At 67.6% G+C, this 15,218-nt stretch carries 14 protein-coding genes and 1 tRNA gene; 7 read left to right on the forward strand and 8 right to left on the reverse strand.

Annotated elements, in window-relative coordinates:
* Positions 1-14 precede the first annotated feature (14 nt).
* Positions 15-88, forward strand: a tRNA-Arg gene (locus RBH22_RS01725).
* 367 nt (positions 89-455) lie between these two features.
* Here the strand turns inward: RBH22_RS01725 and RBH22_RS01730 are convergent.
* The 4 genes from RBH22_RS01730 to RBH22_RS01745 all read right to left on the reverse strand — a co-directional run bounded on the left by RBH22_RS01730 (position 456) and on the right by RBH22_RS01745 (position 3,259).
* Positions 456-1,289, reverse strand: coding sequence for an MBL fold metallo-hydrolase (locus RBH22_RS01730; protein WP_306676352.1), 834 nt, complete (start codon positions 1,287-1,289; stop codon positions 456-458).
* A 449-nt stretch (positions 1,290-1,738) separates the two neighbouring features.
* Entirely contained in the window at positions 1,739-2,188 is a 450-nt protein-coding gene (locus RBH22_RS01735; protein ID WP_256287992.1) for a DUF302 domain-containing protein, read from the reverse strand.
* Between the two features lie 84 nt (positions 2,189-2,272).
* On the reverse strand, positions 2,273-2,878 hold the full coding sequence (locus RBH22_RS01740) for a CPBP family intramembrane glutamic endopeptidase (protein ID WP_256288414.1): 606 nt from the start codon (positions 2,876-2,878) through the stop codon (positions 2,273-2,275).
* A gap of 99 nt (positions 2,879-2,977) precedes the next feature.
* Positions 2,978-3,259 carry a DUF5789 family protein gene (locus tag RBH22_RS01745; RefSeq protein WP_256287993.1) on the reverse strand — a complete coding sequence of 94 codons (282 nt, stop codon included), beginning with the start codon at positions 3,257-3,259 and terminating at the stop codon, positions 2,978-2,980.
* 330 nt (positions 3,260-3,589) lie between these two features.
* Here RBH22_RS01745 and RBH22_RS01750 point away from each other — a divergent pair, with 330 nt between their 5' ends.
* The gene (locus RBH22_RS01750) at positions 3,590-4,582 is read left to right on the forward strand and encodes a ribonuclease BN (protein ID WP_306676354.1); all 993 of its coding nucleotides are present in this window, start codon (positions 3,590-3,592) and stop codon (positions 4,580-4,582) included.
* A gap of 9 nt (positions 4,583-4,591) precedes the next feature.
* Here the strand turns inward: RBH22_RS01750 and RBH22_RS01755 are convergent, their stop codons facing one another.
* Genes RBH22_RS01755 through RBH22_RS01765 form a run of 3 tightly spaced genes read right to left on the reverse strand, consistent with a single transcriptional unit; the run spans position 4,592 to position 7,286 of the window.
* Positions 4,592-5,083 (reverse strand): Mut7-C RNAse domain-containing protein, encoded by a 492-nt coding sequence (locus RBH22_RS01755; protein ID WP_306676355.1) that lies wholly within the window; start codon positions 5,081-5,083, stop codon positions 4,592-4,594.
* Positions 5,084-5,091: 8 nt separating this feature from the next.
* Positions 5,092-6,846 (reverse strand): DNA polymerase/3'-5' exonuclease PolX, encoded by a 1,755-nt coding sequence (gene polX / locus RBH22_RS01760; protein ID WP_306676356.1) that lies wholly within the window; start codon positions 6,844-6,846, stop codon positions 5,092-5,094.
* Complete coding sequence (locus RBH22_RS01765; protein ID WP_256546582.1) at positions 6,843-7,286, reverse strand: DUF5788 family protein; 444 nt, start codon at positions 7,284-7,286, stop codon at positions 6,843-6,845. Before RBH22_RS01765 ends, polX begins: the two co-directional genes overlap by 4 nt.
* A gap of 115 nt (positions 7,287-7,401) precedes the next feature.
* Between RBH22_RS01765 and RBH22_RS01770 the strand changes: the two genes are divergently transcribed.
* Positions 7,402-8,751: an alkaline phosphatase family protein gene (locus RBH22_RS01770; RefSeq protein ID WP_256546583.1), complete on the forward strand. Its 1,350-nt coding sequence runs from the start codon at positions 7,402-7,404 to the stop codon at positions 8,749-8,751.
* A gap of 102 nt (positions 8,752-8,853) precedes the next feature.
* Here the strand turns inward: RBH22_RS01770 and RBH22_RS01775 are convergent, their stop codons facing one another.
* Positions 8,854-9,945 carry a tubulin/FtsZ family protein gene (locus tag RBH22_RS01775; protein ID WP_306676357.1) on the reverse strand — a complete coding sequence of 364 codons (1,092 nt, stop codon included), beginning with the start codon at positions 9,943-9,945 and terminating at the stop codon, positions 8,854-8,856.
* Positions 9,946-10,051: 106 nt separating this feature from the next.
* Here RBH22_RS01775 and RBH22_RS01780 point away from each other — a divergent pair, with 106 nt between their 5' ends.
* The 4 genes from RBH22_RS01780 to RBH22_RS01795 are packed head-to-tail and all read left to right on the forward strand — an operon-like array spanning position 10,052 to position 15,158.
* A complete protein-coding gene (locus RBH22_RS01780; protein ID WP_306676358.1) occupies positions 10,052-10,741 on the forward strand; it encodes a hypothetical protein in 690 nt (229 codons plus the stop codon).
* On the forward strand, positions 10,738-11,229 hold the full coding sequence (locus tag RBH22_RS01785; RefSeq protein ID WP_306676359.1) for a hypothetical protein: 492 nt from the start codon (positions 10,738-10,740) through the stop codon (positions 11,227-11,229). The genes RBH22_RS01780 and RBH22_RS01785 overlap by 4 nt, the downstream gene beginning before the upstream one ends.
* A gap of 45 nt (positions 11,230-11,274) precedes the next feature.
* A complete protein-coding gene (locus RBH22_RS01790) occupies positions 11,275-13,374 on the forward strand; it encodes an ATPase, T2SS/T4P/T4SS family (RefSeq protein WP_306676360.1) in 2,100 nt (699 codons plus the stop codon).
* Positions 13,374-15,158, forward strand: coding sequence for a type II secretion system protein (locus tag RBH22_RS01795; protein WP_306676361.1), 1,785 nt, complete (start codon positions 13,374-13,376; stop codon positions 15,156-15,158). The genes RBH22_RS01790 and RBH22_RS01795 overlap by 1 nt, the downstream gene beginning before the upstream one ends.
* The last annotated feature ends 60 nt before the right edge of the window (positions 15,159-15,218 follow it).

A 15,218-nucleotide genomic window follows, 5' to 3' on the forward strand; every position in this document is an offset into this window, starting at 1 on the left:
GCTATCCTGCGGTAGGACGTGTGGCCCAGTGGACTAAGGCGAGGGGTTCCTAACCCCTAGAGCGCGGGTTCGAATCCCGTCACGTCCGCTCACTTCGGTCACTCCTGTGACGACCGCCCGCTCGCTGCCGCTCGCGGGAGTCCCGTCACGTCCGTTTCCCGCCGAGCGACAGCGAGGCGTGAAAACGACGCTGAGGAATTCGAATCGGGGAAGTCGCGCGCAGCGGAGCAAGCACGTCCGACCGTGGTTCGAATCCCGTCACGTCCGCTCACTTCGTTCACCCCCGTGAGGACCGCCCGCTCGCAACCGCTCACGGGAGTCCCGTCACGTCCGCTCACGTCGCGCACTCCCGTGACGACCGCCCGCTCGCTACCGCTCGCGGGAGTCCTGTCACGTCCGCTTTTTACCGAGGGGATGTTGCTACGACGAAGTGGCGGGTCGCGTTCGCCCGCGACTCAGAGGTCGATCCGATCGCCGATCTCGGCGATCTCCAGCGATTCGGGGTACGCGTAGCTCCGCGTGTGGTGGTGGAGCACCTTCGGATCGGCGGTCAGCCCCTTCCACATATCCCAGTGGCTCGGGAGGAACCGATCGAACTGGAGGGCCGAGGCCGCCTCGACGGCCTCGTTCTCCGTCGAGTACCAGCGCGTGCGCTTCGGCTCGCCGGTCTGTTTGTCGTCGATGTTCCCGATCGCGCCGAACGCGAGCACGCCCAGGTCGATGTCGTAGCGCTCGCCGACGTCGTCGAAGTCGTCGTGCGGCTTGGTGTCGCCACCGTGGAAGAACGTCCCCGAGTCGTGCTCGAACACGTAGGAGACCGGATGCGTCGAATCGGGGTCGTGAGAGATTTCGACGTGCACGGTGAACTCGCCCACCTCGACGGTGTTGCCCTCGGTGACCTCGGTGAACTGCTCTTCTGTGAGGTCGTACTCGTCGAGCCACGCCTCGTCGTCGAAGGCGACCGCGAGCGAGTCGTCCGGCGCGTAGAACGATGCGCCGGTGGTTTCGAGGATCGGCGCCTGGCTCGGGCCGTGCGTGTGGTCGGTGTGTTCGTGCGTGGCGAAGACGGCGTCCATCTCGGCGACGTCCTCGGGCGCGAACGGCACCGGAATCATCCGGACGGTCCGCGGCGGATCGCCCGTGCCGAGATACGGGTCGATCGCGACGGTCGTTCCCTCCGAGCCCTTCAGAATGAAGCCGTTGCAGCCGAGATACCAGATCGCGACAGTTTCCGGGTCAGCCGATTCGACGGCGCGCGGGAGCCAATCGTCCCAGTCGCTGTGAATCATACCCGACGGTGGGGCTGGCCCCGGGCTAATTCTGTCGGTTGTCGCTACGCATGGACAGTTACCCTTGGAGACGAGCAGACGGTCCGCGTTACGCGTCAGCATTGGCACCCGATGCCAAAATAAACAGAAAATACAATAATATAGCAGATAAGACCACGATTATAGATATAATAGGTGGATATACTCGTGATCAATCAAAACACACGCGGCAGAAAATACTTATGCGTTACTTCCGACCTTTCGTATGCTATGTCAGACCGTGACAGGAAAACCGCCCACTTTTCACAGATGGATGCGACGATGCGGCGTCTCGGATCGTGGGATCCACGCCCCGCGTCTGACCGATCCTGATCACCCTCCAGTAGTGGCGTCCGTGCGCCGTCACGCACTCGATGGCACGACCGCGTGCAAGCGAGCGCGTGAAGGTTTGCAAACGCTACTGTCGGTTCTCACTCCGCGTCGAGGTTCCCGAACGCCTCGTCGACGAGCTCGCCCGTATCGGCGATGACGTCGGCCATCTCGTCGCTGTCGGGTGCCATCCCGACCAGGCGAGCGATGCGCATAATACTCACGTGATAGACGGTCTGGACGCCCGGTTCTTCCTGCCAGACCACGACGTTGCACGGGAACAGCCCACCCATCCGGTTGTCGCTGGCGTCGAGCGCGCGGTTCGCCATCGACGGGTTGCAGGCCCCGAGAACGTGATACGGGTCGCGTCCGGCGTCGATCTTCTCGTTGAGCAACTCCGAGGCCGAGAATTCAGTCGCGATCCCGAAGCCGGCGTCGGTGAACGCCTCCCGAACGTGTTCGATCGCGTCTCCGTGTTCCATCTGTAGTGTCGCGCGCTCTTCGCCGATATCTGACGCAGCGATCGCTTCCGGATCTATCGGTAGAGTCATCGGGTTGTCATACGACGGCACGCGAGGAAAATCTATGCCCTTTCACAGCGGTCTCTGTCCCTCGCAGGGCAGTCTATCAGCACCTCACAGCGGGACTGGCAACCACCGCAAGGCCGCCAGTACGTCCTGCGGCGGAAACACGGGGTCGTGCAGTGTGAGCCAATCGAGCAGCGTCAGGCCGAGGCCGTGGGCGACGATCGAGGGCAACAGCGACTGGCTGTGGTAATCGACTGCGCCGAAGAGAACGTCTGTCGGCCCCGACAGCAGGAGTTCGATCGGCGGCTTGCCGACGTGGTGAAGGGCGTAGACGACGGGGCTGATGAAGACGCTCTTGAACCCGAAATCGTCGCTGACGCCGACACAGAGCAGTCCGCGGTAGTAGGTCTCGGCGGCGACGACGACGAGCAGTTGCTGGATCGTGTGCGGGAGGAACTGCCCGAGCGCAGTCGTCGTCTGCCACATCGGGTAGTACGCGCGGATGCTCGGCAGCGACGCGCCGACGAGGTAGAAGGGAAGCACGAATGCAGCGAGAATAAGGGTGTCGCGGAGCGCCCGCCGGTCGACTCGGTAGCCGAGGTTCCGCCCGTGCGTGATCGCGAGACCGATGGGCACGAAGAGGAACACGACGGCATCGCGGACGACGCGTGCGGTGAGATCCGACGGTGGGACCGTCCACGAACTCCAGAGTATCGAGAGGACGAGACCGACGAACAGCGACCGCTGGAGCCAACTCGACTCGAAAGCGGCGTTACGAATACGTACGTGAACGGACACCGTCGTGGCCGGTACTCACTCGGTCTGCACGGGCCCATCGCCGATGACGTCGTGGACCCGGTCGACGAACGTCTGTCGGGAGTCGAAGTACGTCTCGTCGACTGCTTCGAGGACGTCGGCGAGCGTCTGGGGGCCGGACGGCGTCCGAACGACGCTGTCGCCCTCCTGTTCGACGATCCGGCTCATCTCGTGGGGCCAGGTGAGTCGCGCGGCGACGCGCGCCAGCGGCTGGCCCTCGACGGGTGTTTCCTCGCCTAATTCGACGACGGGGCCCTCGGATTCCTCCTCGTCTGCCATACCCGGCGGTTAGCGAGCCCGTACAATAATCTCTTCGACACGCGCGAAAGCCCGTGAACGCGACGCTCGCGGGTCTCTCTGTCCGTCGCCTGTATGTCTACCGTCCGTCGCCTACTGCTCTATCGATCGCTGCCAGCTTGGTCTGTTGTCCATCGCCCACTGCTCTATCGTCCGTTGCCTCTCCCCGATTGATCGCCACCTTCTACCCAGTCGACCTCGTCCCATCGCATATGTGTTGCCCGCTCGGAAGACGGGTTCTGGTCTCCGTTCGAGTGTCCGTCGTACGTCCGTCTGACGCATCGTTTTGTGTGGTGACTTCGAACTAGGCCTATGCCCAGTCTCTCGGAGGTTTACAGGGGAAAAGAAACGGGGGCGAGCCTCCGGCGACTGCTCTTCGGGCTAGTGCTGTTTCTCGCCGGGGCGCTCTTCGTCGTCTTCGGCATCGTCGTCGCCACGACGGACGTCCTCTACGGAACCGAACCGGCCGCGCTGACGGCCAAGCGCCAACTCGGGGGCGTGCTCGCCGGCGTCGGCGTCCCTGCGGTCTTTCTCGGTATCTTCGCGGTGCTCCCCTCCGCGCGGCTCACGAAGGCAGCAGCGGTCGTCGGAGCCGGCATCGCCGTGATCGGCGTCGCGCTCTTCACCTACGCGTACCCCTGCCGCTGGTCGGGATCGCTCTGCGGCGCGGGCAAGCCCGACTTGACGCTGATGACCGTCGGCGTCTACTTCCTCGGCGCGATGATCACCTTCTGGTGTCTGTTCGCCGGCGTCGCGAACTTCAAGACGCGCAACGATCCCGGGGGGACGGCCACCGTGAACGTGACGCGCAAGAGCGAAACGAAGTACGTCCCGGTCGAGCGCTCGCGCGGCGGCCTCGGCGGTATCGGCTTCTTTGGCGGTACACCCGACGGCGAAGTCGAAACGCAGACCGCAGGCAGATCCAGCAACGGCGGTTCCAGCGCCCCCGGCAGTACGCCCGGCCCGGCGTCGGACGGCGGCACCGACGCCGAGTCGATCTCGTCGCCGATGGACGCCGCACCGGGCGGGACGCAGAGCGCCGGTGCAGCAGCGAGTTCGGCTTCGAAGTCCCGACAGCAGACCGAGCGCGCACAGACGCCGCGAAGCCAGCGTACCGGGCGCTCCGAGCGCACCGAGCGCGGCTCCGCATCCGATGCTGCAGACACCTACTGCGGCAACTGCGCACACTTCGAGTACGTCCGTACTGACTCGGGGATCCAGCCGTACTGCGGCGCACACGAGGAACTGATGGACGATATGGACCCCTGTGAAGAGTGGACGTCGCGGTCGGACCGCTCGCGCTGACTGTCGCTCCTATAGCTCTTCGAGCGTCGCTGTCACGTCGTCCCAGTGGCTGCCCTTCCAGAACACTTGCCCGCAGGAGCGACAGCGCCAGCAGTCGGTCTCGGCCGGCTCGGGTGCGTACGCCGGAAGCGACTCGGCCGCGTCGACGGGACGGAGTTCGCCGTTGCACGCGCTACAGCGGGTCGGCGGATCGTCGAGCGTGAGGGCGTAGCCGGCGTCGCGGACCTCTCTGAGTTGGTCTTTCACGTCGCGCGTGGACAGGAGCACGGTGTCGGTCGCGCGGGTCGCGAGCTCGACGTCGCGCGTCACGAGCGTCCGATCCGACGCCTCGACTTGCGCCAGGATCTCGTCGTCACTGGGGTCGTTTCCGGGCTCTCGCCCCCACTCGCCGCCCTCGTCGAGGATATACGCGGCGTCGTAGCCACACATCCGCAGGTACGTGGTCAGTTTGCCGAGCATCGCGTCGAGGAGCAACCGGTCCGTGGAGTCGTTCTCGGTCATCGGTCGAATCAGTGCAGGAAGGCGCGAAGCTCGTCGACTTCTCGGGTGTTCAACACGTCGTCTGCTTCACACCAGCCGCGCCGAGCCGTGTGGACGCCGTATCTGATGTACGCGAGCGCGCCGGGGGCGTGCCCGTCGGTGTCGACAGCGATCGTCGCCCCGGCGTCGATCGCCACCCGGACGAGTTCGCCGTGGAGATCCAACCGCGCGGGGTCGGCGTTGATTTCGAGCGCGGTTCCGGCGTCTGCGGCCGCCTCGGCGATCCGGGCGACGTCGAGATCCAGCCCTTCGCGCTCGTTGATGAGGCGGCCGGTCGGGTGCCCCAGGATGTCGACGCTCGGGTGTTCGACGGCTCGGACGAGCCGGTCGGTCGCCGTCTCGCGGTCCTGGCCGAGCGCGGCGTGCGGTGACGCGACGACGACGTCGAGGTCCGCGAGGAGGTCGTCGGCGGTGGAGAGGCCGCCGTCGGCGTCGATGTTCGTCTCGATGCCGTGCAGCAGGGTCAACCCCGAATCGGTCTTCTCGCGCGCATCTTCGATCGCGTCCATCTGTTCTCGGATTTCGTCGTCGGAGAGTCCGACGCCGCCGACCATTCCCGGTCCGCTCGCGTGGTCGGTCACGGCGTAGTAGTCGTAGCCGCGTTCGGCGGCCGCCTGCGCCATCTCTGCGACCGACGCGCGCCCGTCGGACCAGTCGGTGTGCGTGTGAAGATCGCCGCGGACGTCGCCCTCCGCGACGAGGTCGGGGAGGGTACCCTCGCGCGCGGCGTCGATCTCGCCGGTCCCCTCGCGGATCTCCGGCGAGATGAGCGGCAGATCGAGCGCCGCGTACATCGATTCCTCCGTCTCGCCGGCGATCCGTTCCCCGACGCGCTGGCCCGCGTCGGGGTCGTCAACGTCGGTGACGTCGAAGACGCCGTACTCGTTCATCTTCAGCCCCCGATCGATCGCGAGGTTCCGGAGTTCGACGTTGTGATCCTTGCTTCCGGTGAAATACTGGAGTGCGGAGCCGAACTCGTCGGGGGCCACGACGCGGAGATCGACCCGGATGTCGTCGACGCGGAGGCCCGCTTTGTGTTCGCCCGCCTCGATCACGTCCGACGCGGCCGGTAACTCGACGAACGCGTCGATCACGGCCTCACTCTCGGTTGCGGCGACGAGAACGTCGACGTCGCCGATCGTGTCCCGCCAGCGGCGGATCGACCCCGCGACTTCAGCCTGCTCGACCTCGTCGATCCCGCGGAGGTACGCGAGGACGTCGTCCGCGAGCGGACGCGCGTCGCCGAGGCGCTCTCGTTTCTGTGCCTCGCGAGCGAACGCGACGTTCTCGCGGATGTTCGCTTCGGTCTTCGCGCCGAAGCCTTTCACTTCCTGGATGCGCCCCTCCTCGGCGGCCTCCGCGAGCTCGTCGAGCGTGGTGATGCCCAGCGCGTCGTAGAGCGTCCCGACCGTCTTGGGACCGACGCCCTCGACTCGCGTGAGCGCCTCGATGTCGACGGGCAGTTTCTCTTTGAGATCGGCTAGCTCCTCGATCTCGCCGGTCTCGATGTACTCGACGACTTTCGCGGCGATGGCGTCGCCGACGCCGTCGATCCGCTCGACCGCGGATTTCCCCTCGTCTGCCAGGTCCTCGATCGGCTCGTGGTACTCGCGGACGTTCTCCGCGGCGCGACGGTAGGCGTTCGGCTTGTATTCCACGTCGTCGGCTTCGAGGAGGTCCGCGAATATCTCGAGTTGGTGGGCGACCTCCGCGTTGCGGCTCACAGTCGACCTCCGCGCGTGCTACTGGTGTCTTCGTGCCCGAGCGCTTGCTTCAGGAAGCCCATCCATCGCTTCTGGTCTGCGGCCTCTTGCACCTTCGACTCCTGTTCGAGGTCGACCGGCCGAAGCTGTTCGAGCGCGTTCAGCGCGCGGTCGATGCCGATGATGCTCTCGGCGAGCCGTTCTCCCTTCTCGTAGGTGATCTCGCCCGCCTCGATCTCTTGGAGTCGCTGGAGTCGCTCGCGACGGAGGTTCTTCTTCGCCTGCTCGACGCGGTCGCGCTCGCCGGCCGGAATCGTATCGCGACGCTTGATCTCGAAGACGAACTCCCGGAGGTCGATCTCCTCGCCCTGTACGTCGATCCGATCCGGGATGTCGACGCCGACGGTCGCGGCCTCGCGGTTGACGCGCTCCAACAGCTGTTTTCGTTCGAACTCCTTCACGGCTCTCGCCTTGCAGTTACGCGGCCGTCCACTTCGCTCCTTCGCCGTCAGAGACGCCGGCAGTCGTTCGCACGGAGACGAAACTTCTTATGACTCACCAGGAAATACGGAGGATATGGGATTGTTCGACCGACTTCGCGGGGCGGATCACCCGCGCGTCGCCTTCATCGGTATCGACGGCGTTCCTTTCAGCCTCCTCGCCGACAGCCCAGATCGGTTTCCGCACTTCGCCGCGCTCGCCGAGGAGGGGAGCGCCGGCCCCATCGAGAGCATCGTCCCGCCGGAGTCCTCGGCCTGCTGGCCGTCGCTCACGACCGGCGTCAATCCGGGTGAAACCGGCGTCTACGGCTTTCAGGACCGCGAGAACGGCTCCTACGACACCTACGTCCCGATGGGGCGCGACGTACAGGCGACGCGCCTGTGGGATCGCGTCACCGACGCCGGCCGCCAGGCGAGCGTGATGAACGTCCCGGTGACGTTCCCGCCGCAGCGGAACGTCCAGCGGATGGTCTCGGGCTTTCTCTCGCCGGGCGTCGACAAGGCCGCCCACCCCGACGAGTTCCGCGACGAACTCGACGAGATGGGCTATCGGATCGACGTCAACGCCAAACTCGGCCACAACGAGGACAAGACGGAGTTCGTCGAGAACGCGCACAAGACCCTCGACCGCCGGTACGAGGCGTTCACGAACGTCCTCGACCGCGACGACTGGGACCTCTTCTTCGGGGTCTTTATGACGACCGATCGAGTGAATCACTTCCTATTCAAGGACTACGAACACGACGGCGAGAACAAAGCGGCGTTCCTGGAGTTCTACGAGAAGGTCGACGAGTACGTCGGCAAGATCCGCGAATCGCTCCCGGACGACGTCACGCTCGTCGTCGCCTCTGACCACGGCTTCACGTCCCTCGATTACGAGGTCCACTGCAACGCCTGGCTCGAAGAGGAGGGCTGGCTCTCGTATGCGGACGACGACCACGAGGAACTCGGCGACATCGCCGACGACACGCGCGCGTACTCGCTCATCCCCGGACGGTTCTACATCAACCTCGAAGACCGCGAACCGCGCGGAGGCGTCCCACAGGACGAGTACGAGGCGGTCCGCGCGGAACTCAAAGCCGAACTGGAAGCGCTCGAAGGCCCCGACGGTCGCAAGGTCGCAGCGCGGGTCGTCGAGAAAGAAGACGCCTTCCGCGGCGACCACGACGACATCGCGCCGGACCTCGTCGTCGTCCCGAACCACGGCTTCGACCTCAAATCCGGGTTCAAGGGCCACGAAGACGTGTTCGGTACCGGCCCCCGGAACGGGATGCACAGCTTCGACAACGCGTCGCTGTTCGTCGACGACTCCGACGTCGAGATAGAGGACGCCGACCTCTACGACATCGCGCCGACGATCCTCGACCTGCTGGAAGTCGAGTACGCCCGCACCGAGTTCGACGGCGCGAGCCTACTCCAGCAGTAGCGAGCGACTTCTCACCTCTTTCGCACCGACCGAACAGCGCCTCAGCGCTCGGTTCGCGTCGCTTCCAACGGCTTCGTATCCCCCCCAACGGCCCTGCGTCGCCTACAGCAGATCGTCGAGGTCGTCGTTCGCCCACATATCCGCGGCGTCCTCGGCCTCCGCTTCGGCCGCCGCGTCGGACTCTTCCTGGGCGTCTTTGGCGCGCTGCATAAACGCCTCCAGCCGTTCGGAGCGTTCGACGCCGCCGAGGAGGACCAAGGTCGCGAGGCGACCGCTCGACAGCGGGAAGTCGCCGCCGCGGACCTGGAGACTGGCGGTCTCCTCTTCGACCCACCGACGGGCCCGCTCGACGCCCTTCCGCGGAATGGCGTCCTGTTCGCCCGCGACGATCAGGAGCGCGGCGTCGGCGTCCGTCGCGTCAGGCAGGCTCGATCCGGTGAGGAGGGCGCGCCGGGTGGTGCTCATCACGGCGTTGATGTTCTCCTCGGCGTCGGGTGCTGCTTCGGCGGAGGCGTAGCCGAGGGCGGCGATGCCGCCGCTGCGGAGCGTGTTGATGATCTCCGAGGAGTCGACGACGCTCTCGGCGACGCCCTCGACGGCCTCGCCCGATGCGAGGAGGAGGCCGACTCGCTGTGCGATCTCCTCGTTGATCGCGTCGAAGCCTTCGGTGATGCTCTCGCCGGCCGACCGGAACGCGTCGTTGTCCACGAGGAGGAGGGCGTCGGCCTCGCGGGCGAACGTCTTCAGCGATCGACCGGCGTTCACCTGGTACATCGAGCCCTCGTCGCGGCCGGGGAGGATCCCGAGTCCGTAGACGGGGACGTCGTAGATACGCTTGAGTTCCTTCGTGAGGACGGGCGCGCCGCCGCTGCCGGTTCCGCCGCCGAGTCCGGCCACGACGAAGATCGACTCGACGCCGGCCGTGATGCGGCCGTCGAGCGCCGAGAGCACCTCGCGGTTGTCCGATTGCATCACTTCGGCCCCGAGTTCGTTGTCGCCGCCGACCCCGTGGCCCTTGACGCGGTCCTGGCCGATCAAAACTGTCTCGAAGGGGAGACCCTGCAGATCTGTCTTGGCGGTGTTGACCGCGACTGCGCCACGGATGGAGCCGAACCCCATCCGTTCGTCGTATGCGACCAGTTCGCGGGTGAGTTTCCCGCCGGCCTGGCCGACGCCGATCAGGACGGACTTCATATCTCGTGTATCTCTGAGGTGGCCCTTCAACGTTCGCCCCGGGTCGCGTGCGCGGCGGACTCTCTGCGGCCGACCGTTTATGAACGATGACGCGGCCACGGGCGGTATGTCGAGTGAACAGACTGGCCACGACGCGCTCACTGCTCGTCTCGATTCCGTCGACGACGCTATCGCCGCTTCCGAATCGGCCGCGACCGACGACGAGAAACTGCTACCCCCAGCGACGGACGGCGACTTCGACCGGGGTTCGGCGACGACGCACGCCGATTCCGCGTCCCGAGACGACACGGACGCCGTCGAGGAGCGCGTGGCGAGTCTCGACGAGCGGCTGACCGCGCTGGAGGCCGACCTCGACGCAGTCCGAGGGCTGCTCGACGGCGTCGAAGCCATCGACGAGGCGGTCGAGCGCCGGGCGTCCATCGCCCTCGCGAAAGTCGAAGCACTCGAACGGCAAGTCGAGCGGGAGGACGGAGCGCTCGTCCGCGAGCGGTTCGCGGAGTCGGGAGAGACAGGTGACGGAGACACGCCCGCGGAATCGAAAAGCGGCGAGACACGCCACGCGGTGGGGAGATCGACCACAGCCGAGACGCCGACCCGAACCCCGAACGACGCGGTCGACGACGCAGACGCGAGACCGTCCACGCCGCAGTCCCGACAGTCCACTCGCGGCGGTGATCGCGCGCGCGACGGGCAGACAGTCCGCGACGCCGTCAGCCGTTCAGAGGGGGCGTCGACGGATACGGCATCGGACGCGGGTCCGTCTCTCGCGTCGCGACTCCGCGACGCCTTCCGGTGATTCGCCTCGTCGTCGCGGCGGCACTCACGGTCGCGACGTTCGCGGCCGTCGTTCCCGCGGTCGACGACGCCCGAGCAACGCGGACCGACGCGACCATCGAACGTGCCGTCGACCGGATCGACCGCGCCGGGCGTAGCCTCGCAACGACGGAAGACGCGACGCCGACGCGCGAGCGAGCCGCGACGCGACGCATCACGATCCGACTCCCGCGCGCGTCGCTGACAGCAGCCCAGCCGGCGTTCGTCGCGATCGGCGGTCGGCCTAGGGGACCGGGAAATCGCTCGGCTGTCACGTTCGCCCTGGCGGAGTCGCCGACGCGGCTTCGAGGACTCTCGCTGCCGGTTCCAGTCCGAACGCCCGCCGGCCCAGTTGTCTTGCGCGAACCCGGTCGCCGAAGCGTCTCGCTCGCGCTCGTGGGCGCGGCCGAGCGCCCCACGCTCGTCGTCACGCGGCGTCCGCCCGGAGCATCTGTGACGGGGGCGACCTGAGCCGTCGGCCGATTCTTTATATACCGTGACGCGGCCACCCGTCGTATGTCGCTCAACCTCGGTTCCGTCCTCGGCGACGAGCCGTCTCTCAGTCGCCTCACGTCGTCGCTTCCCGATGTCGCTGCTCTCGGACTCGGTTCGGAGCCAGACCAACCGAACCCCGTTAACGAGGGATCGGGACCGGTGGCCAGTGGGGTTGATCCAGGCGAGATGGGTGAGGGCTGTCGGTGCCAGCCGTCGATCGAACGACTGACTGGCACGGGTGTTGCCGATCGCCGGGAACTCGTCGTCGACGCTTCCGCGTGCCCCGGCAAGGGAGTTCTCGAGTCACGTCCGGGGTGTCGCGCAACCGTCGTCGCGGCACTAACCGACCACGACGTGGACGCCGTCAGGACGCGATCCGATGGACGCGAACGGACGTACACCGACGAATCCGTGGGGCTGCTCCTCGCCGCGGGTCGGTTCGTCGAGCGCGTTCGCTTCCACGACGAGTCGCTGGCCGAGCGGGCCCGTCGAGACCCGCTCGCGGCCGCTCGGCGGGCGACCGGACGCGCGGGTGCCGTCGCACGAATCGCCGCCGAATCAGGACTCGCAGAGGGGGTTGCGCGCGCGGGTGCTCGCCTTGGAGCGGACGACTTCGAATCTGTCAGCGACGGGGACGACTACGCTGGCATCCTCAGCGCGTTCGTCGGGCCGACGATCGCTCGTGCGCGTGTGGCTCGCCAGCCGCCGTCTGACGCCTCTCCACGAGAGACGTACGAACTGCCGACCGGCGCGGACGTCCGGGTGTACGACACTGTCGACGGAACGCGATACCACCTCGGTCCGGTCGCACACGGACTCGACGCCGCCGCCACGTCGACCCTGGCGGCCGCCTACGGCGTGCTCGCGAACGGGTCCGTTAGCGGCGGACCGCGTGCCGCGGGCCGAGCCGTTAGACGCGTCGCCAGCCCTGCCGACCCGGTCGAAACGCTCTCGACGGCGCTCGACCGGTACACTCGCGGACTCGGCGTCTTCGAGCACCTCTTCGCCGACGAGCGAGTCTCGGACGTCGTCGTCTCGGCCCCGGTGACTGACTCGCCCGTCAGAGTCGTCCTCGACGGCGAGCGCGTCCCCACGAACCTCCGGCTGACGCCCGGCGGCGCGGCGTCACTCGCCTCACGCTTCCGTCGCGAGAGTGGCCGCGCGTTTTCCCGCAGTTCGCCGACGCTCGACGCGTCTGTCGTCGCGGAGACGGGTCGCCGGATCCGGGTGGCTGGCGTGACGGCACCCGCGAGCGACGGCGTCGGATTCGCCTTTCGCGCGCGGGACGACGAAGCCTGGACGTTGGCGCGTCTCGTCGCCGCCCAGTCGCTCTCACCGGCGGCTGCGGCGTTTCTCTCGCTCGCGATCGAGCGCGGGGCGGCAACGATCGTCGCCGGGACGCGCGGTGCCGGCAAGACGACCTTGCTCGGGGCGCTTCTCTGGGAACTCCCCTACACGACGCGGCTCGTGAGCATCGAAGACACGCCGGAGCTCCCGGTCGAAGCGCTCCGTGCGCACGGCCGGGACGTGCAAGCGCTCCACACCGACGGCCACGCAGGAGGGTCGGGTGAAGGCACCGGGATAGGCGGTTCGTTCTCTCCGACGCACGCGCTTCGCGCGGCGCTTCGGCTCGGCGACGGGGCGCTCGCAGTCGGCGAAGTCCGCGGTGAGGAAGCCGGTGCGCTCTACGAGGCGATGCGAGTCGGCGCGCACGGGCACGCAGTGCTCGGAACGATCCACGGCGACTCCGCGGCTGCCGTCCGCGAGCGCGTGGTCTCCGATCTCGGTGTCCCACCGTCCTCGTTCGGTGCGACGGACCTCGTCGTCACCTGCACTCACGACGGCGACGCACGCTACGTCGACGCCATCGAGGAAGTCCGCGCTGTCAACGGAGACACCACGTTCGTCTCGCTCTTCGAGCGGCAATCGGGAACGCTCCGTCGAACCGGTTCGCTGGATAGAGGGGACAGCGCGTTGTTCGAGCGGCTCTGCCACGGGGACGAGTCCTACGGCGACCTGCTCTCGCTGCTCGACCGGCGCGCGAGTCGCTTCGAGCGACTCGCCACCGCGGGGTTGACAGCCCCCGACGATCTACGCCCGTCCCAGCGCGGAGGTCGCTGATGTCGGCGACCGACGACCGCGTCGTTCGTGCGGCACGCCGACTCGCGCGTTGGTATCCAAGCGACGTCGAGCCGACAGCAGAGCTTCACCGGTCGCTAGCGTTCCTCGAGAGCGACCTTCGAGCCCAGACGGTCGTCCGGGCCGGGTACGTGCTCGCCCCCTTTGCTACGATCCTCGTGTTGTGTGGGGTCGTACTCGCCGTCCCGTCACTCCCGTTCGTGGCCGCGGCCTCGGCGGCCGCGGGCCTCGGTCTCGGAGTTACTCACCTCGTCCACCGGCTCCCCGTCGCGGCCGCGACACTCCGACGGTCGCGGGCTCTCGGCGACGCACCCGGACTCGTCGCCCGCGCAGCCCTTCGGCTTCGGCTCGAAGCAGCGCCCGAACGCGCCGCCACGTTCGCGGCCCAGACCGGTGAAGGGCCACTCGCTCGGAGCCTCGCTGCACACATCGACCGGACGCGCGCCGGCCCGGCTGCGGGACTCGGCGGCTTCGCCGCGGAGTGGCACTCGTGGTTCCCTGCGCTCGAACGGTCGACGTCGCTGCTCTTGAGTGCCTCCGACGCCCCCGCGGAGGAACGTGACCACGCGCTCGATCGCGCACTGGAGACGGTGCTCGACGGGGCGCGAACCGAGATGGCGACCTTCGCAGGCGACATTCGCGGTCCGGCCAGCGGAATCTACGCGTTCGGCGTGCTCCTGCCGCTCGCACTCGTCGGCGTGTTGCCGGCCGCCCGTGCTGGCGGGGTGTCAGTACCGGCGGTGGCGTTCGTCGGCCTCTACGACGTCGTCCTCCCGGCAGGGTTGGTGTTTGCCGGGGCCTGGCTCCTGCTTCGACGTCCGATCGCGCTCGCCCCGCCGCGCGTGACGACCGGGCATCCGGACGTGCCGTCCGGGCGGTGGCGCGGGGTCGCCGCGGCGTCGGGTGGCCTCGTCCTCGGGGCCGCTGTTGGGTCGCTCGTCGCGCCGTGGGCGACACCAGTCGGTGCCGCGGGGCTCTCTCTCGGGGCCGGTCTCACCGCGTACTACCGCCCGATGGCGGCGGTCCGCCGCGACGTCACCGCGGTCGAATCGGGGCTCGCGGACGCGACAGCCGTCATCGGACGTCGCGTCGGAGCCGGGGAATCCGTCGAGACGGCGATCGAGTCGGCTGCCGACGCGACGACTGGACGGACGAGCGAGGTATTCGACGCCGCGGCGGGCGTCCAACGTCGTCTGCGCGTCGGCGTACACCGAGCGTTCCTCGGGGCGCACGGCGCACTCGAACACGTTCCGAGCCCGCGGGCCCGCGCGACGGCATCGCTCTTAGCGGTCGCAGCCAGAGAGGGCCGACCTGCCGGTCCGACACTCGTCACGCTGGCCGATCATCTGACCGAACTCCGGCGCGTCGAGGCCGACGCACGCCGCGAACTCGCAGCGATCACGGGTACACTCGGACACACCGCGGCGCTGTTCGGTCCGCTCGTCGGCGGCGCGACCGTGGCGATGGCGACACAGATGGCCGCATCCGGCGTCGGCGCGGGCCAGCAGTCGCTGGGCGCGTCAGCCGCAAGCCGTTCGTCGATTGCTGGATCGGCAGCCCCGGGGGCGACGACGCTCGACCCTGCGCTGCTCGGCGCAGCGGTCGGCCTGTACGTTCTCGCGCTCGCGGCTATTCTCACTGTCGTGGCGACGGGACTGGACCGCGGTCTCGATCGGACGCTCGTGGGGTACCGTGTCGGACTGGCGCTGCTGTCGGCGACGGTGGCGTATCTCGCGGCGTTTCTCGGGGCGTCGATGTTGTTCTGACCGGGGCACAATTTCGGGACGCCGACCAGCACTGCTCCGCGGCGGCGAGCGTTTATATAC

Source organism: Halobellus sp. H-GB7 (genome assembly GCF_030848585.1).
Taxonomy (GTDB): Archaea; Halobacteriota; Halobacteria; order Halobacteriales; family Haloferacaceae; genus Haloquadratum; species Haloquadratum inordinatus.